21 protein-coding genes are annotated in these 24,264 nt (G+C 44.1%); 7 read left to right on the forward strand and 14 right to left on the reverse strand.

The annotated features are described in order from the left end of the window. Window positions 1-67: 67 nt before the first annotated feature. Complete coding sequence (locus OCV44_RS11065) at window positions 68-844, reverse strand: Zn-ribbon-containing protein (RefSeq protein ID WP_012604630.1); 777 nt, start codon at window positions 842-844, stop codon at window positions 68-70. Between the two features lie 4 nt (window positions 845-848). Next, window positions 849-1,394: a SecY-interacting protein gene (gene syd / locus OCV44_RS11070; RefSeq protein ID WP_139684086.1), complete on the reverse strand. Its 546-nt coding sequence runs from the start codon at window positions 1,392-1,394 to the stop codon at window positions 849-851. A 131-nt stretch (window positions 1,395-1,525) separates the two neighbouring features. Here syd and queF point away from each other — a divergent pair, with 131 nt between their 5' ends. From queF to xni, 5 genes are all read left to right on the forward strand, one after another. Further along, entirely contained in the window at window positions 1,526-2,371 is an 846-nt protein-coding gene (gene queF / locus OCV44_RS11075; RefSeq protein WP_139684087.1) for an NADPH-dependent 7-cyano-7-deazaguanine reductase QueF, read from the forward strand. Between the two features lie 57 nt (window positions 2,372-2,428). Next, window positions 2,429-4,687: a tetratricopeptide repeat protein gene (locus tag OCV44_RS11080; protein WP_139684088.1), complete on the forward strand. Its 2,259-nt coding sequence runs from the start codon at window positions 2,429-2,431 to the stop codon at window positions 4,685-4,687. A gap of 118 nt (window positions 4,688-4,805) precedes the next feature. Then, entirely contained in the window at window positions 4,806-6,371 is a 1,566-nt protein-coding gene (locus OCV44_RS11085) for a sensor domain-containing diguanylate cyclase (protein ID WP_139684089.1), read from the forward strand. Window positions 6,372-6,658: 287 nt separating this feature from the next. Continuing rightward, entirely contained in the window at window positions 6,659-8,026 is a 1,368-nt protein-coding gene (gene ppnN, locus OCV44_RS11090; RefSeq protein WP_135383013.1) for a nucleotide 5'-monophosphate nucleosidase PpnN, read from the forward strand. 141 nt (window positions 8,027-8,167) lie between these two features. Next, window positions 8,168-8,941, forward strand: a complete 774-nt coding sequence (gene xni / locus OCV44_RS11095) for a flap endonuclease Xni (RefSeq protein WP_086049939.1) — start codon at window positions 8,168-8,170, stop codon at window positions 8,939-8,941. 178 nt (window positions 8,942-9,119) lie between these two features. On the opposite strand, the gene OCV44_RS11100 is transcribed toward xni, so the two are convergent. From OCV44_RS11100 to OCV44_RS11110, 3 genes are all read right to left on the reverse strand, one after another. Then, window positions 9,120-10,481 carry a sodium-dependent transporter gene (locus tag OCV44_RS11100; protein WP_012603370.1) on the reverse strand — a complete coding sequence of 454 codons (1,362 nt, stop codon included), beginning with the start codon at window positions 10,479-10,481 and terminating at the stop codon, window positions 9,120-9,122. Window positions 10,482-10,770: 289 nt separating this feature from the next. Continuing rightward, window positions 10,771-11,565, reverse strand: coding sequence for a YggN family protein (locus OCV44_RS11105; RefSeq protein ID WP_139684154.1), 795 nt, complete (start codon window positions 11,563-11,565; stop codon window positions 10,771-10,773). A gap of 106 nt (window positions 11,566-11,671) precedes the next feature. Further along, window positions 11,672-12,145, reverse strand: coding sequence for a GreA/GreB family elongation factor (locus tag OCV44_RS11110; RefSeq protein ID WP_139684090.1), 474 nt, complete (start codon window positions 12,143-12,145; stop codon window positions 11,672-11,674). A 145-nt stretch (window positions 12,146-12,290) separates the two neighbouring features. Between OCV44_RS11110 and OCV44_RS11115 the strand changes: the two genes are divergently transcribed. After that, window positions 12,291-14,225, forward strand: a complete 1,935-nt coding sequence (locus tag OCV44_RS11115; RefSeq protein ID WP_139684091.1) for a RecQ family ATP-dependent DNA helicase — start codon at window positions 12,291-12,293, stop codon at window positions 14,223-14,225. 109 nt (window positions 14,226-14,334) lie between these two features. Here the strand turns inward: OCV44_RS11115 and dinB are convergent, their stop codons facing one another. Further along, window positions 14,335-15,411 (reverse strand): DNA polymerase IV, encoded by a 1,077-nt coding sequence (gene dinB, locus OCV44_RS11120; protein WP_139684092.1) that lies wholly within the window; start codon window positions 15,409-15,411, stop codon window positions 14,335-14,337. A 163-nt stretch (window positions 15,412-15,574) separates the two neighbouring features. On the opposite strand from dinB, the gene OCV44_RS11125 reads away from it, so the two are divergent. Next, window positions 15,575-16,813 carry a GGDEF domain-containing response regulator gene (locus OCV44_RS11125; RefSeq protein WP_139684093.1) on the forward strand — a complete coding sequence of 413 codons (1,239 nt, stop codon included), beginning with the start codon at window positions 15,575-15,577 and terminating at the stop codon, window positions 16,811-16,813. Between the two features lie 133 nt (window positions 16,814-16,946). On the opposite strand, the gene nqrM is transcribed toward OCV44_RS11125, so the two are convergent. The 8 genes from nqrM to OCV44_RS11165 all read right to left on the reverse strand — a co-directional run bounded on the left by nqrM (window position 16,947) and on the right by OCV44_RS11165 (window position 24,234). After that, window positions 16,947-17,201 carry a (Na+)-NQR maturation NqrM gene (gene nqrM, locus OCV44_RS11130; RefSeq protein ID WP_009848378.1) on the reverse strand — a complete coding sequence of 85 codons (255 nt, stop codon included), beginning with the start codon at window positions 17,199-17,201 and terminating at the stop codon, window positions 16,947-16,949. Between the two features lie 16 nt (window positions 17,202-17,217). Then, the gene (locus tag OCV44_RS11135; RefSeq protein WP_086049945.1) at window positions 17,218-18,222 is read right to left on the reverse strand and encodes an FAD:protein FMN transferase; all 1,005 of its coding nucleotides are present in this window, start codon (window positions 18,220-18,222) and stop codon (window positions 17,218-17,220) included. A 173-nt stretch (window positions 18,223-18,395) separates the two neighbouring features. Further along, the gene (gene nqrF, locus OCV44_RS11140; protein WP_009848376.1) at window positions 18,396-19,622 is read right to left on the reverse strand and encodes an NADH:ubiquinone reductase (Na(+)-transporting) subunit F; all 1,227 of its coding nucleotides are present in this window, start codon (window positions 19,620-19,622) and stop codon (window positions 18,396-18,398) included. A 29-nt stretch (window positions 19,623-19,651) separates the two neighbouring features. Continuing rightward, complete coding sequence (gene nqrE, locus OCV44_RS11145) at window positions 19,652-20,248, reverse strand: NADH:ubiquinone reductase (Na(+)-transporting) subunit E (protein WP_004735211.1); 597 nt, start codon at window positions 20,246-20,248, stop codon at window positions 19,652-19,654. 7 nt (window positions 20,249-20,255) lie between these two features. Next, window positions 20,256-20,888: an NADH:ubiquinone reductase (Na(+)-transporting) subunit D gene (locus OCV44_RS11150; protein WP_004735210.1), complete on the reverse strand. Its 633-nt coding sequence runs from the start codon at window positions 20,886-20,888 to the stop codon at window positions 20,256-20,258. Next, entirely contained in the window at window positions 20,888-21,655 is a 768-nt protein-coding gene (locus tag OCV44_RS11155; protein WP_004735209.1) for a Na(+)-translocating NADH-quinone reductase subunit C, read from the reverse strand. Before OCV44_RS11155 ends, OCV44_RS11150 begins: the two co-directional genes overlap by 1 nt. Next, window positions 21,645-22,889, reverse strand: a complete 1,245-nt coding sequence (locus OCV44_RS11160; protein WP_004735208.1) for an NADH:ubiquinone reductase (Na(+)-transporting) subunit B — start codon at window positions 22,887-22,889, stop codon at window positions 21,645-21,647. Before OCV44_RS11160 ends, OCV44_RS11155 begins: the two co-directional genes overlap by 11 nt. A gap of 4 nt (window positions 22,890-22,893) precedes the next feature. Then, complete coding sequence (locus OCV44_RS11165) at window positions 22,894-24,234, reverse strand: Na(+)-translocating NADH-quinone reductase subunit A (RefSeq protein WP_123301652.1); 1,341 nt, start codon at window positions 24,232-24,234, stop codon at window positions 22,894-22,896. Between the last annotated feature and the right edge of the window lie 30 nt (window positions 24,235-24,264).

The following is a 24,264-nucleotide window of genomic DNA, read 5'->3' on the forward strand; positions in this document are numbered from 1 at the left end:
CCCCTTTTTTAATGATGAAGGTTTGCTAGAAAGTAAAGCTTCTCAGGGTTAATCGAAACGAAGTCGATTACTTGAGGTGATCCCAAGAAATGTTGGATACCAGACGGCAATCGTCACACTTAAAATAGAAAATGTCGTGGATTGGTGCATCAAGCAGCCATTCACCACCACATTGCGGACATTTGCGCTCTTTTTCATCTTTCAGGCTGATCCCACCGACACGATATAAGTAGTAGTAAGTTGGAATCTTAGTCAGAAATTCAATGCGTCCTCTTAAACCCCAACCGCGTTTAAACAGCACACTCTTAGTATCACTGATCTCGGTTAGCGTTGCATGTTCAGCACGGCAACCACCACCCATTTGCACTTCATCACAGGCTTGCCATTCGGTCTGCCATTTCAGTACGGCTTTATGATCGCCATTAAATGTCGGCGGGTTACGATATAGTGGAATAGGCAACAAGCTATCGCCACTACGCAGTGGTGAACAGGTATGCACGAATGTCGTGTATAACACCTGCCAACTTGGCGTTTCATCTTCGGCTACTTCTTCGGAATTAAGATCTCGGCCAAGCAGACGCATCTTAGGCGCTAATAAACTCGCCGCAGATAAGCGCTCGAAACAGACTTTGACGAAGTCTGAGTGATTACGTGGGTGTAAACTATCTTGCTCAGGGCACACTACGCGAACATAGAATTCACCGTCGCCCATCACGATTGGAAACTCACGACCTAACACTTGTCCGTTATAACGAAGTGCATCCATCAAGCCATTAACCGCCTTATCGACAGCGCTGACCGTTGTGTTATCAAAACACTCAAATTGAAGTTCTAGTACGTACATCTATTTATACCGCTGGTTGTAACTTTTCTAAAAATTCTGCCAATGTCTCGGCTAATACATCACGATTTTTGGTGCCTAAGCGCTCTAGAATCACGTTACCCGTTAAGTTACAGATAGAGATCACATCCAGTTCAGCATCAGTCGCGGCAATGAAAACCGTTGGTTTTAGCTTTAGACGACGCTGAGTCACTAGGTGACCCAAAATGTTTTCTTGTAGGCATTCGAAGTCTTCATCACTCCAAATCTGTAACAGAGTCAGCTCGTTACCATCAAAAGTCGCGTTCATATCTGCGCTGAATTGTGCGCCGTAGAAAGTCTTGATGTCTTCGTGCAGAGTCAATTCAATTCCGGTTTCAACGTTGGTGAAATCCGCGAATTGCTCACGTGGATAGTGCTTCCACAACACGGCGTCGCCACTCTTTTCTTCTACGCATGGTGATACGATGTCCACCAACTCCTCGTTACGAGGTAAGCTTTGGTGTTGTAGCTGCCACGCGTCAACGTATCGCTGACTGAAAGAAAGTAGTGCGTCTTGAGCGCGTTGAGTCATGAAAATCTCCTAAACACAAAATAATAAATAGAATCCGAGCTCTTTCCGTGCCGATTAAGCGATGACTTAATGACAGGGTAATGGGGATTCAGTAAAATCGACCCCATTCTAATCGAATTTGAAACGAAAGTATGAGCAAATATTCTGACGCAAAAGAGCTAGCGGGTTTAACCCTGGGCCAAAAAACTGAGTACTCTAACCAATACGATGCAAGTTTATTGCAACCAGTACCTCGTAGCCTCAATCGTAATGATCTTGCGCTAAACGGAGAGTTACCTTTTGTTGGTCATGATATTTGGACGATGTACGAGCTTTCGTGGCTAAACACCAACGGCTTACCACAAGTGGCTGTTGGTGAAGTGCTCATTCCTGCAACCAGCCAAAATTTGATTGAGTCAAAATCTTTCAAGCTGTACCTAAACAGCTACAACCAAACTCAGTTTGAAAACTGGGATCAAGTCACTGAGCGTCTGACTCAAGATTTATCGGCATGTGCAGGCGAATCTGTGATTGTGAATGTAAACTCAGTAACCGATTACACCAACCAACCTATCGTGACGATGGAAGGTGACTGTATCGACAATCAAGACATCCAAATCACGAGCTACGATTTTGAAGCGTCATTGCTTGAAGGGGCTGCTGGCGAGCAAGAAGTAGAAGAAACTCTGCATAGCCACCTATTGAAGTCGAACTGCTTGATCACCAATCAACCGGATTGGGGCAGCGTAGAGATCGCATATACCGGTAAGCAAATTGACCGTGAAGCTCTGCTACGCTATTTAGTTTCTTTCCGCGAGCATAACGAATTCCACGAACAATGTGTTGAGCGTATCTTCACTGACATCATGAAATACTGTGCCCCATCAAAGCTCACCGTATTTGCACGTTACACGCGTCGTGGTGGTCTGGATATCAATCCATACCGTTCAACAGAACAAGATAGACCAAGCCACAATAAGCGTATGGCTCGCCAATAATCGGCGTGAACCGCCCACACTTATTTGAACCTACAAAATCTTTAAAGGGACATTGAAATGCGTTGGTTATACGTTATTAGTCTATTCATTTTAAGCTTAAGCACATCGGTTAATGCGTCGGTTTATTCTTCGGCGCTCCTCAATGAAGCCAATAACTTGGTTGAGATAGAACCGAGCCAAGCAAAACGAATGGCCAACAGCTACCTAACGCTACGTATCCTTTCAGATCAACGCGAGAAGAGCCCTTCAGCTATTTCTCGCGAAGAGGCCGATTCTTCGATTAGAACCCCAAACAGCAGTATCGATGCGTATAAGATCTTAGCGAAAGCAGAGTTTAATCTTGGCAACATTCGTATTGCTATTCAACACATCGACAAAGCCTCTGATCTAGCAAAAGCTTATAAGCTTGACTATCTAAAGTTGGATCTTGAAATACTCAAAGTTCGGTTGCTTTGGCTTACTGACAGAAAATCGGCCCAAGCAGAATCTGAATTAGAGAAAATCGAAGTAAACCTTGAGTCGGTCAACAAAACCCTACGCCTGACGGAAGGGATTACCTATCGTTTGATCATGTTAAAAGCAGAGGTTGCCTCTTATAACAACAACGTAGGCGATGCTGAAAAGCTCTATAAAGAAGCAAAAACCTACCTAGAACAGCGTTACTCGGAAAAAGTCGTCATCGATTATCACATCGCGGTTGGCGAATTTTATCTGACTCATAAAGAGTACAACCATGCACTGTCTGAGTTATTGTACGGCTACTGGAAATCAGTTGAAGGTAACCTGAGTGCACGCTTGGCTAAAGTAAATAGCCTGCTTGCGCAACTTTTCTTTGAACGCCAAGTATTAGATAAAGCACTAGAACACCTATCTCAAGCCGCTGATTTTTATGACAACTTTGAAAGCTCCCCCGTCTTAGCGCAAGTGCTCAAGAAAATGGGTGATGTGTACTTCTTTCAAGGAAAATACAACCTTGCCCTCGTGCACTTTTTCAATGTCCTTGATCATGAGAGTACCGACCGAGACATCCACCAAGTCATTGATATTCGTTTAAGTTTATCCGCAACTTACTTACGACTTTATAACTACCCTTTAGCTGAACAATACCTAGCACGAGCCCTTGAACTTCTAGAGTATTCCGACATACCTAAGTTGGAAGGTCGCGCAGCACTCTTATCCGCAGGTTTGGCATACCACCTACAAGAAAGCGAAGATGTCATTAAGCATGCGACACGTGCGCTCGAGATTTCACGTCAGGTAGAAAACGCACGCCTGTCGCAACACTCCTACCAATTGCTCTCTTTAGGTTATGAGCAAGCAGGGCGTCCACAACAAGCGCTAGCAAACCTCAAGCAATACAATATCCTTGTCTCTTTGGAACAACAAAAACTCAACCGTGTTGGTGAAGATGCATTCCGCCAACAAAAAGAGTTTGCTGAGCAAACGCTCCACTATGCAGGTCAAGAACAAGAATTAGAAAAATACAAACTTGAGCACCATAAGTTCCAGAAAATATCGTTCGCCTTATTTTTGTTCAGCATTGTCTTATTCTTTTTTGTGCTACGCCGAGGCTACATCATTCAAACCTTAGTCACGGAAATGGATTCACTGCGTACCGACCTATTTACGCACTCACGCTCAAAGCTTCCAAATCTAAGAATGCTGAACGCGAAGCTATCAAATTCACTAGAACAAACCAGCCAAAACTTCGAACAATGGCAACTTGGTGAGCTGATTCATGAACCGCTCAACGACCGCTTACGCTTTGTGATGATTGATTTGCCGTTCCTACGCAATATGTACACTCAGAACGGTTATAAAGCAGGTTTAGAACTCGAAGATGCTTTCGGCGAGTTCCTTAAATCTAAGCTTGAAGGTCCGGCACGCGTCTATCACTTCTCCGATGCGAACTTACTTTATATCGAACCAAATGCTGACCGTGATCTATCGCCTGAGGCTATGTTCAAAAAGATTCAATCTTGGGTTAATCACTTCGAACCAGAACGAAACATTAACCGAACCGTCCGTATGGGCATCGCTGACTACCCGTTCTTGCCACGCGCTTACACCGCAATTAACGACCAAGAGCTGCTCGATGTACTATTGATGTCGACCAATCTGGCACGAGAAATCAGTCTCAAAGAGCGCAGTAGCCAATGGGTTTACCTTAAAGCCATTGATAATGCACCAGCGGCGAGTCTTGCAACAGGTAACATAAGAGAAGCTTGTAAACATGCGATTAATCAAGGGTTAATAAAGATACAATCATCTCATCAGAATGAGGACAATATCAAAAAAATGCTAAAAGATGACTGATTTACGAGCTGTTAAACGTCGTAGCTCGTGACCTTATTTTTAGTTTTGTTATTATCAAGGTCACGAAATTTCATCTAAACGATCGAGTACGATCTACGCGGCGCTATTTAATATATCTATGGGCATTCTTGAAAAAGACATTCAGGCACAACTCCACCAGCTAAAATATCAGTTGGATCAAGTCCGCTTGACGCAAAGAGATACCTCGTTCAAATTTATTCGAGAACAAAAAGTTCTCAAGCGTATCGTTACATCTTTAAGTGATGCATGTGTTGGCAGCAACACTCGTTTAGATGAAAATCTCATTGCCCTTAGGGAAGAGCTAGAAAAACAAAAAGATATTAGCTCAATGATCCCAAAGCTGGCTGTATTAGAAAGGATGCTTAAGCAGAAAACGTTGGCTATGGATAAACAGAATGGATATCTAGACGATAGCATTAAGCACAGTGGGGAAACGCTGCAGCGCATAACTGGCCTTCCAGCGCAGCTTAAACGCGACCTACGAAACTTACTTAGCTTCTCCGAATGCAATGGCAGTCAGAAAATCGACCATGCTATGAAACTTCTCGGTATTTATGAGCGTGCCATTAAGATTATGGCGAATAATTCACGCACTCATTTTGCCGACGCTACGCACTCTCCGGAACAAGAACTCCTTTCCGACCTATCAAACGAATTACAGCATCTGATCACTGAGCTCGATTTCGAGGGTGAATCTGGTGATTTGCTTACCGATATTCGAGCGAAGCTACTACTTGGTGTTTCAACACAAAACCTACTTGAGCTCGCACTTCAGATCCTCAAACTGGTACTTGATGGTACAAGCCTAGAACGTAAGCAGTCTGAACAATTTATCGAACAACTCAATTCCTCGCTCGCTTCTAGTATCAAAACAGCAGACCAAAATGCCGACCAGAGCCAAAGCTACTTTGAGCACCGCCAAGGCCTTAACTCTGAGTTGAATGAACTTGTTACTAAGAGCCAAAGCTCTGTTGATAAAGCAACGGATATTGATAACTTAAAACTTTCGATAAACCCGCTGCTCAGTGAAATTGCCTCTCTTTCAGAAAGACTGAATCACGCAGAACAGAAAGAACAAGCTCTAATAGAAAGAATGAGCTACGGAAAAAACCAATTAGATTCGCTCTATGAAGTCACCCAAGATTACCGCAAGCGTCTAGAAGATCAGGCTCAGCGTATGCTGCTTGACCCTCTGACTAAGATCTACAACCGTACCGCCTTCACCGATCGTTTAGAGTTAGAATATCGTCGCTGGATTCGCGCACAACACTCACTAAGAGTCGTGCTGCTAGATATCGATAACTTCAAAGCAATTAATGATAGCTTTGGTTATACCGCTGGTGACAAGGCACTCAAGATCATCGCAAGAGCCATCACCAAAGAAATTGGCACTACCGATACTGTCGCTCGCTTTTCTGGTGAAGAGTTCATCTTGCTACTCCCCGAGCAAAGCGATGAATATTGCCATCAGGTAACTCAAAGCATCCAGAATCAAGTAAGCCGCTTACCTTTTAAATTCCGTGACCAACAAATCACAATTACCTTGTGCGCGGCAAGTACTCAGTTTAAAGAGTCAGACACACCTGAAGAAGTATTAGAACGACTCAATAAAACACTAAACAAAGCCAAACAGCGCGGTAACAACCAACTTGTTTGGGGCTAAGACCGCCCTAAATTCAATTTATTTCATTTTTTCAAATACTTATCACATACCATATCCCTCAATGTTTGCTAAGCTAATGATTAACATTCGCTTAACAAGCATTCTTGGCAAGCAATGCTGTATTTAAATCTCAGAGCAATGCTATAAAAGCCATTAAGCAACACTGTCGTAACCGTTTCGTCTGGTTAACTATCTCGCCTTTAACCAAACACTTTCAACGTTTGCTTCTCACTCTCGAGCCAGAGGGTCACTTCAACGTCCCCTGCTCTTTTCAACAAGGAGGCATTATGATCACTCATATCAGCCCTGCCGGTAGCATGGATTTACTCTCTCAACTTGAAGTTGAGCGTCTTAAAAAAACCGCATCTAGTGATCTGTACCAACTGTATCGTAACTGTACGTTGGCGGTACTAAACTCAGGTAGCCACACCGACAACTCCAAAGAGCTGCTCGATAAATATCAATCGTTTGATGTTGAGGTAGTCCGTCGTGAGCGTGGTATCAAGCTCGAATTGAGCAATCCACCAGAGCATGCCTTTGTCGACGGTGAAATCATCAAGGGTATTCAAGAGCACCTATTTTCAGTGCTGCGTGACATTGTTTACGTCAACATGCACCTTGCAGACAACCAAAGACTCAACCTAACTAACGCTACTCATATTACTAACCTCGTGTTCGGCATTTTGAGAAATGCAGGTGCGCTTACGCCGGGTATCGAACCTAACCTGATCGTGTGTTGGGGCGGTCACTCAATTAATGCCTCTGAATACCAATACACTCGTGAAGTGGGTAACGAATTAGGCCTGCGAGAGCTGAACATCTGTACCGGTTGTGGGCCGGGAGCAATGGAAGGCCCGATGAAAGGCGCGGCAATTGGTCACGCCAAGCAGCGTTACACCGATCATCGTTACCTAGGGCTTACTGAGCCCTCGATCATTGCAGCTGAGCCACCAAACCCGATCGTCAACGAACTGGTGATCATGCCTGATATCGAGAAGCGTCTTGAGGCGTTTGTTCGTATGGCGCATGGCATCATAATTTTCCCTGGCGGTCCTGGTACGGCCGAAGAGCTACTGTATATCTTAGGGATCATGATGCACCCAAATAACGTCGACCAACCAATGCCGATTGTATTGACAGGTTCAAAAGAGAGTGAAGCTTACTTCCGTTCTATCGATAAATTCATCGGCGAAACCTTGGGGCCTGATGCGCAAAAACACTATGAGATCGTGATTGATGACCCAGCTCGCGCTGCGAAAATCATGAAGCAGGCAATGCCAGATGTACGCTCTCACCGTAAAGAAACTGGCGATGCCTACAGCTACAACTGGTCGCTGCATATTGAACCTGAGTTCCAACTGCCATTCGACCCAACACATGAATCTATGGCGGCGCTCGATCTGCATATGGACCAAAAAACAGAGAGCCTTGCAGCTAATCTACGTAAAGCCTTCTCAGGAATTGTGGCAGGTAACGTCAAAGCTGAAGGTATTTTGGAGATAGAGAAACATGGCCCCTTCCTGATTGATGGCGACAAAGAGTTGATGACCAAAATGGACCAGCTGCTGAATGACTTTGTTGAACAGCATCGAATGAAACTGCCGGGCGGCACTGACTATGTTCCTTGCTATAAAATTATGCCTAGCAGCGAATAACGGCAAGTAACTGATAACAAGCCACAAGCATAAAGTTAAACAAGTCATGACGTTTACGTCACCAACGTTTCAACTCACCAAGTGATACGTTACTATAAGGGGCTAGCAGCCCCTTATTTATTGCCTATTTAGTGGAAACTTATGTCTATCCATCTTGTTATTATCGATGCCTTAAACCTCATCCGACGTGTGCACTCTGTTCAGCCGGACCCAACCGATATTGCAAGAACCATCACCACGACTGCTCGCACACTTAACCGCATCTTAAACGAATCCAAACCCACTCATATCATCGCGGTATTTGATCATCATTTACAAGATCGAGGCTGGCGCGCGGAAGTTCTTCCTGCCTATAAGCAGAACCGAAAACCTATGCCTGAGCCACTCATGAAAGGGCTTGATGCTATCCAACAGGCTTGGTGGGAACTAGGGATTGATTCACTGCTCTCTGACGGCGATGAAGCGGATGATCTGGTCGCAACACTCGCTAAAAAAGTAGCTGACCATGGTGAAACAGTGACTATCATCTCTACAGATAAAGGCTACTGCCAACTGTTGTCACCAACGCTACAAATCCGTGATTATTTCCAGCACCGTTGGTTAGATAAACCCTTTATCGAAGCAGAGTTCGGCGTAAAACCTGAACAGCTAGCGGATTACTGGGGATTAACAGGCGTCAGCTCTAGCCAAGTCCCAGGAATTCCTGGTGTCGGGCCAAAAGCAGCCAAAGAGATATTAACGACCTACCCGGATATCGAAACTGCATATCAAGCAGAAGACCTACCGAAAAAATACCGTAAGAAGTTTGATGAACACATTGAATCGGCACGTGTCTGTAAGCTCGTTTCTGCACTCAAAACCGACATTGATCTTGGATTTAATCTGCAAGATATCCGCTATGAAGCCACTTCTTAAGCGAGGTTGGATTGATCTTAATCGAGCAGAATGTATCTAGAGTAAGAAACTGAAGAGCTCAATTATTCATAAGTAAAACGTAAAAAAACCACTCATTGAGAGTGGTCTTGAACTGAAATCTAATGTTCTAAACGCTAATTATTCTAGGCGCTAAATATTCTAAACGCTAATTGGTCTACTATCCAAATGAAGCCCAGATAACCGTTGCAACTAGGATTGGGCAAACGAACTTCACATACATTGGCCAAACCTTACCAAACCAACCAAGTTGAAAATCAGGACAACCTTGTTCAAGCTCTTTCACTTTTGAAGCTCGGCTCCATACCCAACCACCAAACACACAGAACATCAGTGCAGCGACTGGTTGAAGGTACTGAGTCGCAATCATCGCTACCATTCCAAACATCGCAGCAAAGTTGTAAACAATCACCACACTGAACAATGCGATCGCACCACCAATTACCCAACTTGTTGGCGTTCGTCTGGTCTTGAAACGCTCACTAACAAGAGCGACAGGGGCTTCCAACATTGAAATCGATGAAGTAAGTGCAGCAATTGTTAGCAATAAGAAGAACACAATTGCGAAGACCTGGCCCAGCATACCTAAGCTATCAAACATCAAAGGCAGAACCGTAAACACGAGGGTATCAGAGCTCAGTAATGAGCCATCTTCAGCATAAATTTGAACACCTTTTTGCATCGCAACAAACATGGCAGGCATCACGACTAAACCCGCAATAAAAGCAACCGCGGTATCAACTAAGGTAACGTTCATTGCCATTTTTGGCAGGTTCTCTTTCTTACTTAAGTAAGAGCCATAAACCAACATAGAGCAACCGCCAATAGTGAGCGAGAAGAAGCCTTGCCCCATAGCTGCCAAAATCAGTTTTCTATCCCACACTTTCTCAAAGTCTGGAACTAGGTAGTGCTTTAGGCCTTCCATCGCGCCAGATTGCGTCATGATGTAAACAAACAATAAGCCAAATAACACAAATAGCGCAGGCATCAAACGGGTCGACCATTTCTCGATCCCCTGCTTAACACCGCCCTGAACAATCAAGATAGTCAGCACATAAAATGCGACGGTACCAAAAACATTGCGCTCAACACTGAAGCCTTTAAACCAATCAGCAGCAGCCTCTAGACCAATCAGGTCAGCGACAGCACCAATGAGAAAGCAGATCAACCAACCACCGACAATGCTATAAAACGCTAGCACTGCACTTGGAACGCTCAACCCAATCCAACCGACAAATTCACCGACTTTCTTGCCTAACGGGTTTGTAGTCAAAGAACGCATGCTATCGACAGGGTTTGCTTGACCGTGTCGCCCAATAGCCATCTCAACCACCAGCATTGGGAAAGCGACCACGAAGATCATAATCAAATAGACTAAGAGAAAAGCACCACCGCCGTTACTGGCAACTTGGGTTGGGAAGCCCCAAATATTACCCAAGCCAACCGCAGCACCCGCCGCTGCTAAAATAAAACCCAAACGAGAGCTAAAGTGCTCTCTTGAAGAGGAAGATTGTTGATCCATATCGCCCGCACGAAAATCAGTGAACTAGTTGAGAAGTACAGTAATAAAAAGCAATGATAGGCACAACTAATAAATAAGCAATTCTCTAATTTTTACAACAAACACGCTATTTATAACCATTAAATTAACAAATAATTGGTCTTATCGTTTAATTGGAAGCAGAAAAGCAAGATGTGGGACTAGAGAAGGCACTGAATTAAATTGAGATAAATACTCGTCGTATGGTTCAATTTATACAAACAAAAAGAGCACCAACTGGTGCTCTTGCTATTTAATAAGTCAATCCAGGTTAGATCGTGAAGACTTGATAGTCTTTTAAGTTCGGAATGATTTCATGCAGCTGTTGCTCTTGTTCTGCCATCTCATCAAGAGAATCACAGAACTCATTCGCTTCCTCCTGCACTTGTTGAGAGTGTTCTTTCATGCGCTCTTCAACTTTAAGCTTTAATGCAGCCATGCTGTCAGCCAATTCAGTTAGGTTTAAACCACCATCTTGTTTCATTTTTTCTGACATCGCGTTAAAAGCGCTAGAGATAAATTCTTGGTTAAAGATCTCTTTAGCCTTTTCGAAATCTTCAGACCAGCCATTCGCCATCGAATCAAAACTGTCTGCAGGCAGCACTAACTCACCATCTTTGTAGTAACGACCTTCTAGTTCAGCAAAGTAGGTTTTCATTGACTCTTTTACATTATCAAATGATTCCGGTGAATTTAGGCTAGCGGCAATGTCATCAATAACGTCATTCGCTAACGCTAAACCATCGTTAGCCATTTGTTTCGCTCGTGGTAAGTACTCACTCATGTTTTCGCGGTATTTCTCTATCGCCGCTTGTTGGTCAGCATCAAGCTCAACCTTCTCACCATGGATATATAAGTCGTTGTTACCATCAAAAACGGCAGTATCACCATTCACTTGATGGATTTCGACTTTTTGGTCATCGATTCGTAATTCATTCTTCAAATCAACTCGACACTGAGCAGCAGACGCTGGCAGACTAATAATGGCGACAGCCGCTGTTAACGATGCGATTAATACACTATTTTTCGTAAACACACTGTTTTTCATAAATACAGCGTGTTTCATAAATACATTGTTCTTCATAACATCCTCTCATTAATCTGACCAATTACTATACCTTGAGTTTATGCTTCTTTGTCAGAGAAACGTTTTATATATATCTGTTACTCAGTTAGTCGACAGACATGACTTCATAGCAGAACTGTTTATCTGCGACCTTAAACTCAATCTCATCGCCAACTTCTTTCCCCATTAGAGCCTGACCAAAAGGTGCATTTGCTGTCACGATAGCAACTTCATTGTTATTCCACGTGACAGACAGTCCCCCGACTCTCGGCCCCATAAAGAAGTGTTTATATTGATCATGCTCGTCAATGACCACAACATAGCTGCTCACCGTAATTTTCTCACTATCACGCAGCACTAAGTTACGATAACACTGAATGTCATCTTCACACTCTTGCACTCTCACGGCTTGTCCATGTGCTAGATACGAGGCTTCTAGCGCCAATGTATCGTACTTGTGCTCAGGCACTGTCTCTTCATCGGTTGCAGCATCAATGGCGCGTTGAGTAGCAGATTGCGCGATACGTAATCGGGATTCGAGTTGCTCTATGATTATTTGGCGAAGCTCAGACTTATTCATACTATTGGGGTGCTTTTCTATAGGAGCTACAGAATAGAATTAGGTACAATCAGGTGCAAGACATTTGATTCATCAAGCGACGCTATCATGAATAGGCGCCCGCTTAAGCATCAATACGACACTTAATAACTCAGGTAGAACATAAATGATTGAGCAGAAGCTAAAACAAGTATTCGGATTCGACTCACTGCGTCATGGACAAAAGCAAGTCATTGATAATGTTTTATCTGGTCATTCGACTGCCGCCATATTCCCAACAGGCTCAGGCAAGTCGCTTTGCTATCAATTGCCAGCATTAGAGTTGCCGCACTTAACCTTGGTGATATCACCATTGTTAGCCTTAATGAAAGACCAACTCAACTTCTTACACAGTAAGGGAATAAGCGCGGCTGCAATCGAATCAAGCCAAGACAGACAAACCACCCAACAGGTGATGCAGTCGGTACGTAACGGCGATACTAAAATCCTAATGATCTCAGTTGAACGCTTGAAGAACGAACGCTTTCGCCAGTTTATCTCTCAAGTACCGATCTCGTTACTGGTGGTCGATGAAGCGCACTGTATTTCAGAATGGGGACACAACTTTAGACCAGATTACCTGAAGCTTCCCCAGTACCAAAAACAGCTCAATATTCCTCAGGTACTGCTACTGACAGCAACCGCGACCACATCAGTTATCCAAGATATGAAGTCGAAGTTTGCTATCGATGAGGAACGTGTGGTGGTTACGGGCTTCTATCGTCAAAATCTCGACCTGTCGATTCAACCTTGCGAACAAACCAGCAAGCTAGAAACCTTGTGTAATGTGGTTAACCAAGCTTCTCTCGCTCCAACTATTGTTTATGTCACTCTTCAACAAACAGCAGAGATGGTGGCTCAGCAACTTCGTAACGCTGGCGTTAATGCCGTGGCTTACCATGCTGGTCTTAAGCCTGAAAATAGAGATGCTATTCAACATCAATTCATGAACGATGACGTGAGCTGCATCGTGGCAACCATTGCTTTTGGTATGGGTGTCGACAAGTCCAACATTCGCCGAGTGATTCACTTTGACTTACCGAAATCAATCGAAAACTACTCGCAAGAGATAGGCAGAGCAGGTCGAGATGGCCAGCCTTCGGTATGTATTCTTCTCGCCAACAAGTACGGTCTAAGTACACTAGAGAACTTCGTCTTTGGCGACACGCCAGACAACATATCAATTCAAACGGTCTTAAAAGAAATATACGAAAACCAAAACATTGCGGCTTCTGGCGCAAACCAATGGGAAATCATGCTCAACCAACTATCGCGTGAGTCCAACATTCGTCAGTTACCACTAAAAACGCTACTGGTGTATCTCGAAATTGAAGGTGTGATTGAGCCTAAATACAGCTACTTTGCTGACTACAAATTTAAGTTCGTTCGCCCGAAACAGCAGATCACCGAACAGTTCCAAGGCGAACGTCGTCATTTTGTAGAAGCGATTTTCCAATGCTCTCCTCAAGCCAGAGTCTGGTGCCAAGTCGACTTCGATGCGCTGTGGACACACTTCCAGACTGATCGTCAGCGTGTTATTGCGGCAATCGATTATTTCAATGAACAAGGTTGGATTGAGTTGGAAAGTAAGCAGATCACAGATGTGTATGCGATCCACAACACCTCTGAAGAGATGATGCAGTTATCGGAACGTCTAACTGAATTGTTTAAGGCAAAAGAGAACAGTGAGATAAATCGCCTTAATCAAATGCTGAGCTTCTTTGAGGCAGACACCTGCCTAAGCTCACGCCTAGCAAGTTACTTTGCCGATGATAAAGCACCAACAAACTGTGGTCATTGCTCTGTCTGCCGTGGTGAAGTGGCAATATTACCAACCGTCGATGTTGAACCCGTTGACGACGAGACCGTAATGACATGGATTCATGAATTTGTATCTAAGAGTCAACAATTGATCACCGACGAAGCCATTACGCGTTTTCTATGCGGAATCGCCACCCCGCTTTCAACCAAGCTTAAAGCCAGCAAAATGGTTGGGTACGGAAAGCTAGAGCAACAACCATTCAGTGATACCTTAGCGCGAGTTAAACAACTCCCTAGGTAGGGCATCTCATGTAATGATATAGAAGCTGACTAGGCTGTGGAGTCTAGTCGGTATTCAAACTCTAGCACTTCCAGCAACACCTCTAAATCTAAACTCTCAGTGCTTTTCCCTAAAAGAAACTCAACTGACGCATTTGGTCTTTGGGTTGTAGCATTACGCTTAAACCAAGCAGGCGTATCTCTCGCCCTTGCTGCCTTTTGAGTATTTCGCTTAACAGCTCTTTGAAGTGTTCGCGATCTAAAGAGGCGTGGATGTGCTCAATAGTGGTTTGCTGGAAATCGGCAAACTTGAGCTTAATGCCCTGCTTGATGATCGCTTTACTTGGGCTAGCTTTCTCTAAACGTGTTTCAAGCTCAGGGAAAAGCGTGTCTTCTATTACCTGCCAACACTCTGCGTAAGTAGAAATATTCTGAGTAAAAGTTCGCTCCACGCCTACCGATTTTCGTTCACGCTCAATAATAACTTCTCGGTCATCAATACCATGGCTGCGCTTCCACAGTGATGCACCTTGACGGCCAAACCTGAGCAAGAGATCGCGATAATCAGACTCCTTAATATCTTTACAAGTAAAAAGCCCCGCTTGATGAAGTTTTTCAATACTGACCTTGCCAACACCGGGAATCTTTTCAAGTGGCAATTCGTCAATAACAGCTTGTACGTCTTGCGGTGGGATAACAAACTGACCATTAGGCTTGTTCAGATCTGAAGCCACTTTCGCCAAGAACTTTATCGGGGCGATGCCAGCAGAAGCCGTTAAGTTAAGTTCATTCCAGATATCACGACGAATTGATTCGGCAATCAGTGTTGCCGACCCACGACACAGCGTCGAATCCGTAACATCAAGAAAAGCTTCATCTAAAGAAAGAGGTTCAATGATGGATGTGTATCGAGAAAAAATTTCGCGGATTTTTTTCGATATCTCGACGTAAACCGACATTCTCCCAGGAACAACCAACAGATTGGGGCAAAGCTGCAGCGCCTTTCCCGTTGGCATTGCAGAGCGAATACCAAACTTGCGAGCTTCGTAATTACAGGTACTCAAAACCCCACGCTGCTTTTCATGCCCCCCTACTGCGAGTGGTCGATTTCGGTAAGCAGGGTTATCTCTCATTTCTACAGCAGCGTAAAAGCAGTCCATATCAACGTGGATTATTTTTCTTACTTTCTCTTCACCCGCACTACACATCTAGGAATAACCCAACCTCACAACTGTATCTATAAACAGTATAATCAATTATTCTCAGATTTAAAATGATCTGGAGCCCAGCTAAATAGCTTTAACTTCATTAGCCACTTACTATTCTGATAGTATTGTAAGAGAGTATTTAACCTGTAAGTAGGGATAACTTTTGAGTGATAAAATACTAGTAGTCGAAGATAGTCGAGCATTCAGAAACTACCTGTACCAGCAATTGACAAACGATGGCTATGAGGTTGCACTGGCTGAATCAGTGGCTGAAGCTAAAGCTATCTTAGAGCAAGAGACGGATTTCTTGTGTGCGGTGCTCGATTACTGCTTACCCGATGGCCAAGATGGCGAGATCATTGATTTGGTACTCGACTATCAGCAAAAAATCATAGTCCTAACCGGCATGTTCAACAACACACTTCGAGAACAAGTACTCGCGAAAGGTGTGATTGATTACATCCTTAAAGACAGCATGTCGTCAGTCAGTTACTTACTTCCTCTGGTTAATCGAATCTCGAATAACCGATACCATAAAGCCTTAGTTGTTGATGATTCTGCTGTAGTTCGTCGATATGTAGTGCAACTTCTTGAGCACCAATATATTCAAACGATTCAAGCGGAGGATGGAGAGCAAGCACTAGATCTTATCCAAAACGACCCCGACATCACTTTCGTCGTTACCGATCATGACATGCCAAACAAAGATGGCATTTCAATGACCCGTGATATCCGAGTACACCACGATCGCAATCAACTCGCTATTCTAGGACTATCTGGCAGTGACGACCGAACCATGACTGCTCGTTTCCTTAAAGCTGGCGCCAACGACTTCCTTTATAAGCCATTTAACCAAGAAGAGTTCTTCTGTCGTATTCATCAACTACTCGATATGAAAGAAGCCACCAATGAGCTGTTTCGTCATGCCAATGAGGATGCTCTGACCGGGCTTTGGAACCGCCGCTACCTTTTCAATCAAACATGTAAAGGCTGCGAACATCGTAGTATCGCCATGATGGATATCGACTTCTTTAAAAAAGTGAACGATACCTACGGTCATGACGGTGGTGATGCGGTGCTCATTGAAGTCGGAAAGATCATCAAAAATCATTTTAAAGATGATATAGCCGTTCGTTTCGGCGGTGAAGAGTTCTGCATTCAATCATGCAGACCATTTGAAGAATTTGTCGACACGTTAGAATCGATGAGAGTTGCGATACAGAACCAAGAGGTTATCCATGACTCGCAACGGATTAAAGTCAGCATGAGTATCGGAGCAACCGACTTAGTTGGCAGTTTAGATGAGCAAATAAAAGCCGCAGATGAACTGCTTTATACTGCAAAAGAACAAGGTAGGAACCAACTGGTCTTTGTGCGCAACAACATGCAAATCGACCAGTAGAAATTCGTTTTTTTCCCATTTTTAATACCAAGATAAACGGCGAAACCTTAAAACTAAAAAAGCTCAAGACGATAATCTTGAGCTTCTTATTTTAAGGGCATAGATAACTCTATTCCTCTATGACTGTCACCAATTAAGCGATACGGTCTTTACTCCAAGCCGCTTCTTTTTGTTGACGCTCAGCCAGTTTCTCTTCACGGTATGCTTCACGTGCTTCACGCTTCTTACGCGCGTCACAAGGTTCAGGGCAGTTACATACTTTATCAATACCAACAGCACCTAAGCCACCACAGCTACCTTTCACAACTTTCTTTTGGATAATATAGCCAATTGACATCGCTGCGATTACTGCAAGAAAAACACCAAATGTAATCAGAAATGTATTCATAATTATCTCGCTTACCTTATTTACCTAAGTATGGCTTAAATGCTTCAGAAGCAACTTCTTTAAAGCCATCTGCTGTTTTTACCACCATGAACACAGGGATGTTATGTTGGTTTGCGACTTCCAGTCCTTTTTCTTCACCTAAGACCATAAGGCCAGTAGATAAACCGTCTGCAGTCATTGAAGACGGATTTAAAACGGTTACAGAAACCACTTTATGATGAAGCGGCTTACCTGTTTCTGGGTTGATGATGTGTGAGTAACGAACACCATCTCGCTCGAAATAGTTACGATAGTCACCAGACGTTGCGATCGCCATATCACCAGGCTCGATGATCTCTTGAATGTTGCGTTCATCAACGCTTGGCTTCTCGATCGCGATACGCCAACCCACACTTTCACGGTTTAAGCCTTTCAAGCGAATTTCACCGCCCACTTCTACCATGTAATTGTGGATACCAATTGAATCTAGGTAGTCAGCTACAACGTCAACACCCCAACCTTTTGCAATCGTCGAAAGATCGACATACAGGTTCGGCAGATCCTTAGTCAGTTTGTTGCCTTCAATGCTTAGGTGATGAATACCTACCTTAGCTTTGCGAGCCGCAAGCTCTTCGTCCGATGGAACCACTTCAGGACGCGCTTCTGGGCCAAAACCCCACAAGTTCACTAATGGACCAACCGTCACATCCAATGCACCTTCAGTAAGACCGTTCAAACGAATCGCTTCTTTCACAACGATAGCGGTTTGTTCAGATACTTCGAATGCATCCGCACCTTTGTGTTGGTTGAAACGGCTCAGCTCTGAGTCTTCACGGTAGGTCGACATTTGATCATTCACTTCTTCAAGTAGACGATCGATCTCGGTATGAACTTCTTTAGACTCAGGAAATTCATCGCCATTGATATACTTAATGTTATAACTGGTCCCCATTGTCGGGCCACTTAAATGCACTTGCTCTCTTGCCTGCTCACAGCCCGCAAGAAAAATCAAAGAAGTTAATGCAACAAGCCAAATTCTCACTTGCTTACTCCTGTCTAATGTTGAGGATTTATATAAGGAAAAATAAGAGTGAAAATAGGTATTTTAAATGCCTTACTCTTTCTTATATAAGCCAGTTTGTTGTCACGAGTAGTCTTAGAAAAACAAATGGCTGACTCGTGAGAGTCAGCCATAATATCAATCACTTAAATGGATTAACCACCGAAGTCATCTAGTAGAATGTTTTCATCCTCTACACCAAGATCTTTAAGCATGCCGATAACAGCCGCGTTCATCATTGGTGGACCACACATGTAGTACTCACAGTCTTCAGGAGCTTCGTGATCCTTCAGGTAGTTTTCGTACAATACGTTGTGGATGAAACCTGTGTAACCGTCCCAGTTATCCTCTGGTTGAGGATCAGACAGTGCACAGTGCCACACGAAGTTCTCGTTTGCAGCCGCTAGGCCGTCGAAGTCTTCAATGTAGAACATCTCACGCTTAGAACGTGCACCGTACCAGTAAGACATCTTACGAGTAGAGTTAAGACGCTTAAGTTGGTCGAAGATATGTGAACGCATTGGCGCCATACCTGCACCACCACCGATGAATACCATTTCATTGTCTGTGTCTTTAGCAAAGAACTCACCAAATGGACCAGAAATAGTACATTTGTCGCCTTCTTTAAGAGACCAGATGTATGAAGACATCACACCTGGAGCAACATCAGGGTTGTTTGGCGGCGGAGTTGCGATACGCACGTTAAGCTTGATGATGCCTTTCTCTTCTGGGTATGAAGCCATAGAGTAAGCACGAATCGAATGCTCTTTAACGATAGACTCGTAACGGAACAAGTTGAACTTATCCCAGTCACCACGGTATTCTTCAGGAATATCGTAATCTGCGTATTTCACGTGATGTGGTTCAGCTTCAATCTGAATATAACCACCCGCGCGGAACGGTACTTCTTCACCTTCAGGGATAGCAAGTGCTAGCTCTTTGATGAAAGTAGCTTCGTTATCATTAGAGATAACTGTACATTCCCACTTCTTAACACCAAAGATGTCTTCGTCTAGTTCAATCTCCATGTCAGTTTTCATAGCAACTTGACATGCAAGACGTTCGCCTTCGCGAGCTTCGCCTTTGGTGATGTGATCAAGTTCAGTTGGTAGGATGTCGCCACCACCAGACTTAACTTTTACACGACACTGACCACAAGAGCCACCGCCACCACAAGCAGACGATACGAAGATACCAGCGCCAGCTAGGGCACCAAGTAGCTTGCTACCAGGTTGAGTAACGATCGCCTTTTCAGGGTCGCCGTTTACAGCAATAGTGATGTCACCTGATGGTACTAGCTTAGACTTAGCGAAAAGAATCACTAGTACTAGAGCCAATACAATAATGGTAAACATCGCTACGCCAAGAATAATGCTTTGCATTTGTTATTCCTTATTACTGGGTGCTTACCCTACAGTTGAACACCAGAGAAAGACATAAAGCCTAACGCCATCAGACCAACAGTAATGAACGTGATACCAAGGCCACGTAGACCTGGAGGTACGTCAGAGTACTTCATCTTCTCACGGATACCCGCAAGAGCAACGATAGCTAACATCCAACCCACACCAGAACCGAAGCCGTAAACAACAGATTCAGCAAAGTTGTAGTCACGAGTTACCATGAAAGATACACCACCAAAGATTGCACAGTTAACTGTGATCAATGGAAGGAAGATACCTAGTGCGTTGTACAAAGGTGGGAAGAAACGGTCTAGAACCATCTCTAGGATTTGTACAAGTGCAGCGATAACACCGATGAATGCGATGAAGTTAAGGAAACTTAAATCGACACCGGCAACAAGTGCATTTTCTTTTAGGATGTGTGTGTAAACAAGGTTGTTTACAGGAACAGCGATTGTAAGTACTACAACTACCGCAACACCAAGACCAAAAGAAGTTTTAACTTTCTTAGAAACCGCTAGGAATGTACACATACCTAGGAAGAAAGAAAGCGCCATGTTTTCGATGAAAATCGATTTAACTAGCAGACTAATATAATGTTCCATGACTACCTTACCCCTTCGCTTCTACTTGTTCTGGTTTGAACACACGAATTGCCCAAATCAAGAAACCAATTAGGAAGAATGCAGAAGGTGCTAGAAGCATCAAGCCGTTTGGCTGATACCAACCACCGTTGCTCACTAGAGGTAGTACTTCCATACCAAATAGTTTGCCAGAGCCTAGAAGCTCACGGAAGAAACCAACAGTGATAAGAACGAAACCGTAACCAAGACCGTTACCAAGACCATCGATGAAAGATGGGATTGGCGCAGACTTCATTGCGAATGCTTCAGCACGACCCATTACAATACAGTTTGTAATGATTAGGCCAACGAATACAGATAGCTGCTTAGAGATATCGTATAGGTATGCTTTAAGCACTTGGTCTACCACGATTACTAATGATGCGATAATTGCCATCTGAACGATGATACGCACACTGTTAGGAATGTGGTTACGGATTAAAGAAACGAAGAAGTTAGACAGGGCAGTAACGAACATTACCGCGATAGTCATAACAAATGCTGTTTCTAGCTTAGTGGTTACCGCAAGAGCAGAACACACACCAAGAACCTGTAGCGCGATTGGGTTGTTATCCAACACAGGCGCTAAGATGCTCTTTTTAATTTCTTTTGCACTAGACATTAGTTCAGACCTCCGTCACGAACTTTTGCTAGGAACGGACCAAAGCCCATATCACCTAACCAGAAGTCAAATGTATGTTGAACACCAACGCTAGTCAGTGTTGCACCAGAAAGGCCATCTACACCGTGCTCAGAACCTTGAGGAGCGCCACCTTTAACAACCTGGATAGCAGGTTTGTGGTTTTCGTCGAATAATTTCTTACCAACGAATTGAGCGCGCCAAGTTGGGTTCTCAACTTCACCACCAAGTCCAGGAGTTTCACCTTGCTCGTAGTAAGTGATACCAGAAACTGTGTTGCCATCAGTTTCTACCGCAACGAATGCGTACATCATTGACCATAGACCGTTACCGTGAACAGGGATGATAACTTTAGAAGTTTCAGCGCCATCTTTCACTAGGTATACAGTACCCGTGTTAGCACGACGAATGATCTTTGCGATGTCATCTTCAGCTGAAAGCTTGATTGACTGAGCAGGATCTTTTGCCGCTTTACGTTGGTCGTATGCAGCAGCGTCGCCGTCCACGAAATCGCCAGTAGCGAAATCGACTAGACGAGGTTCGATGTTCTCTGCGTACAGTGCTGGGATATTACCCGCAAGTTCAATGCCCGCAACTTCAAGGATCTTAGTTTGCTGATCCAGAACTGCGTTAGCTTGTTGCTTAGGTTTAAGAACAACTGCAGCTGTTGAAACGATGATTGAGCACACTAGGCTCAATGCGATAACAACAAACAGCGTCTTTTTAATGCTATCGTTATTACTTGCCATAGCGCGCTAGTCTCCGCTTAATGTTCTTCTCGATTACAACGTGGTCAAACAGAGGAGCAAATAGGTTTGCGAATAGAATCGCAAGCATCATGCCTTCTGGGTATGCAGGGTTAACTACACGAATCATTACACACATTGCGCCGATTAGGATGCCGTACCACCACTTACCTTTATTGGTAAATGAAGCTGATACTGGGTCAGTCGCCATGAAGAACATACCGAATGCGAAGCCACCTAGTACTAGGTGCCAATGCCAAGGCATGCTGAACATTGCATTAGTGTCAGAACCAATCACGTTAAATAGTGTTGATACCGCAACCATACCGATCATTACACCCGCAATGATGCGCCATGAAGCAATGCCCATGTAAACAATCATTGCTGCACCAATCATAAGTGCAAGCGTTGAAACTTCACCGATAGAACCTGGAATGTTACCAATGAATGCGTCCATCCAAGTGATTGCTTCACCTGATGTTACGTTCATTAGTGCACTACCGCCGCCTTGAGCCCATTGGCTAAGAGCAGTTGCACCAGAGAAGCCATCTGCAGCAGTCCAAACTACGTCACCTGAAATCTGTGCAGGGTATGCAAAGAATAGGAACGCACGACCAGCAAGAGCAGGGTTCAAGAAGTTACGACCCGTACCACCGAAGATCTCTTTAGCTACAACAACACCAAAGGTAATACCTAGTGCTGCTTGCCATAGAGGAAGCGTTGGCGGAACGATAAGCGCAAATAAGATAGAAGTAACAAAGAAACCTTCGTTGACTTCATGCTTACGCACCATACAGAACAATACTTCCCAGAAACCACCAACGATAAATACCGTTGCGTAGATAGGTAAGAAGTAAGTCGCACCCAAGAGCATCTTACTGCCCCAACCTGCATCGGCCCCTAAGGAGGCTCCAAGCATTTCGGTTAGCCAGTAGTGCCAGTTACCATCAATGATAGAAACCAGTTCTGCACCTGAATACATGTGGTTTAGTGCTGCGATAGCCTGACCACCTGCGTTGTACATACCCCAGAACATTGCTGGGAATACCGCAAGCCAAACCATGATCATGATACGTTTTAAATCAACGCTATCACGGACATGCGAGCTTTTCTTTGTAACAGTACCTGGTGTGTAGAAAAGTGTTGCTGCTGCTTCGTAAAGCGCAAACCACGTTTCGTGTTTACCACCTGGTTCAAAATGATGCTCGATGTCTTCAATAAACTTTTTAAGGCCCATGAAATTACCCTTCCTTCACAATTGTATCTAGGCATTCACGAAGTAACTGACCGTACTCGTACTTACCAGGACATACAAAGGTACACAGTGCTAAATCTTCTTCATCTAGCTCTAGCGCACCAAGTGCTTGTGCACTATCAACGTCGCCAGCACATAGATCGCGAAGCAGCAAAGTAGGCTCCATATCTAATGGCATTACTTTCTCGTAGTTACCAATTGGAACCATAGAGCGATCACTACCGTTTGTTGTCGTTGTCATGTTGAACAACTGACCTTTAAACACGTGACCAAGGAATGAACGAGTAACAGAGAACTTGTTCTTACCAGGCATAGCCCAGCCGAATAGCTCTTTATCACGACCTTCACGAAGAACCGAAACTTGTTGATGGTAACGGCCAAGGTAAGCATGTGGACCTGAAGCGTGAACACCAGATAGCACTGAACCAGAGATCAGGCGAACTTCACCTGGCATCAACTCGCTGTCCGTCAACTCTTCAAGGCTAGCACCAATTTGAGTACGAACTAGACGAGGGTTGTTAACCACTGGACCAGCCAGAGAAACAACACGCTCAGAGTAAATCTCACCAGTAAGGAAAAGCTTACCGAATGCGATAACATCTTGGTAGTTAATGCTCCACGCTACATTTTGTGCATTTACCGGATATAGGTAATGCATATGCGTGCCTGCAAGACCTGCAGGGTGTGGGCCATCAAAAACATGTTCTTCAACGTTAGACTGAGCTGAACGAGGTAAGCTAGTACCTTTTTTACAAACGTACACTTTACCGTTAGTCAGAGTTGAAAGAAGATCTAAACCAGCAACGAAAGCATCAGACTGCTCGTTAATGATTAATTCTGGCTCAGCTGCTAACGGATTAGTATCCATAGCAGTAACGAAAATAGCCTGAGTTTCAGAATCAACTGCTGGAACCTTGCTGAACGGACGAGTTCGCAAAGCGGTCCATGCGCCAGACTCAACTAACTGAGTTTTAACCGTTTCACGGTCAAGACTTGCTAGTTGGTTAGCTTCATAGCTATTGAACGTGATCTGCTCATTACCTGCTACTTCAATCACTACTGATTGAAGAACACGCTTAGCACCACGGTTCACTTCAATAACTTTACCGCTTGCTGGAGAAGTAAATACAACACCTGGGTTCTTTTTATCTGCAAAAAGAACTTGGCCTTTCTTCACTTCATCACCAACGCGAGCATGCATCGTAGGACGCATACCAACGTACTCTTCGCCAAGCAAGGCGACTTTAGTGATGGACTTACCATCATTAATCACCTGGGATGGAGTTCCTGCGATAGGAAGATCCAAACCCTTCTTTATTGTAATCATACGCACTTGCACTACTTTATCGGGAAAAAG

The organism is Vibrio tasmaniensis, from assembly GCF_024347635.1.
In the GTDB taxonomy this organism is placed as follows: Bacteria; Pseudomonadota; Gammaproteobacteria; order Enterobacterales; family Vibrionaceae; genus Vibrio; species Vibrio tasmaniensis.

Bases quoted from the DNA above. Each gene is read 5' to 3' on its own strand.
- OCV44_RS11065 (WP_012604630.1), bottom strand. From the start codon at position 844: ATGTACGTACTAGAACTTCAATTTGAGTGTTTTGATAACACAACGGTC.
- syd (WP_139684086.1), bottom strand. From the start codon at position 1,394: ATGACTCAACGCGCTCAAGACGCACTACTTTCTTTCAGTCAGCGATAC.
- queF (WP_139684087.1), top strand. From the start codon at position 1,526: ATGAGCAAATATTCTGACGCAAAAGAGCTAGCGGGTTTAACCCTGGGC.
- OCV44_RS11080 (WP_139684088.1), top strand. From the start codon at position 2,429: ATGCGTTGGTTATACGTTATTAGTCTATTCATTTTAAGCTTAAGCACA.
- OCV44_RS11085 (WP_139684089.1), top strand. From the start codon at position 4,806: ATGGGCATTCTTGAAAAAGACATTCAGGCACAACTCCACCAGCTAAAA.
- ppnN (WP_135383013.1), top strand. From the start codon at position 6,659: ATGATCACTCATATCAGCCCTGCCGGTAGCATGGATTTACTCTCTCAA.
- xni (WP_086049939.1), top strand. From the start codon at position 8,168: ATGTCTATCCATCTTGTTATTATCGATGCCTTAAACCTCATCCGACGT.
- OCV44_RS11100 (WP_012603370.1), bottom strand. From the start codon at position 10,481: ATGGATCAACAATCTTCCTCTTCAAGAGAGCACTTTAGCTCTCGTTTG.
- OCV44_RS11105 (WP_139684154.1), bottom strand. From the start codon at position 11,565: ATGAAACACGCTGTATTTATGAAAAACAGTGTGTTTACGAAAAATAGT.
- OCV44_RS11110 (WP_139684090.1), bottom strand. From the start codon at position 12,145: ATGAATAAGTCTGAGCTTCGCCAAATAATCATAGAGCAACTCGAATCC.
- OCV44_RS11115 (WP_139684091.1), top strand. From the start codon at position 12,291: ATGATTGAGCAGAAGCTAAAACAAGTATTCGGATTCGACTCACTGCGT.
- dinB (WP_139684092.1), bottom strand. From the start codon at position 15,411: ATGTGTAGTGCGGGTGAAGAGAAAGTAAGAAAAATAATCCACGTTGAT.
- nqrM (WP_009848378.1), bottom strand. From the start codon at position 17,201: ATGAATACATTTCTGATTACATTTGGTGTTTTTCTTGCAGTAATCGCA.
- nqrF (WP_009848376.1), bottom strand. From the start codon at position 19,622: ATGCAAAGCATTATTCTTGGCGTAGCGATGTTTACCATTATTGTATTG.
- nqrE (WP_004735211.1), bottom strand. From the start codon at position 20,248: ATGGAACATTATATTAGTCTGCTAGTTAAATCGATTTTCATCGAAAAC.
- OCV44_RS11150 (WP_004735210.1), bottom strand. From the start codon at position 20,888: ATGTCTAGTGCAAAAGAAATTAAAAAGAGCATCTTAGCGCCTGTGTTG.
- OCV44_RS11155 (WP_004735209.1), bottom strand. From the start codon at position 21,655: ATGGCAAGTAATAACGATAGCATTAAAAAGACGCTGTTTGTTGTTATC.
- OCV44_RS11160 (WP_004735208.1), bottom strand. From the start codon at position 22,889: ATGGGCCTTAAAAAGTTTATTGAAGACATCGAGCATCATTTTGAACCA.
- OCV44_RS11165 (WP_123301652.1), bottom strand. From the start codon at position 24,234: ATGATTACAATAAAGAAGGGTTTGGATCTTCCTATCGCAGGAACTCCA.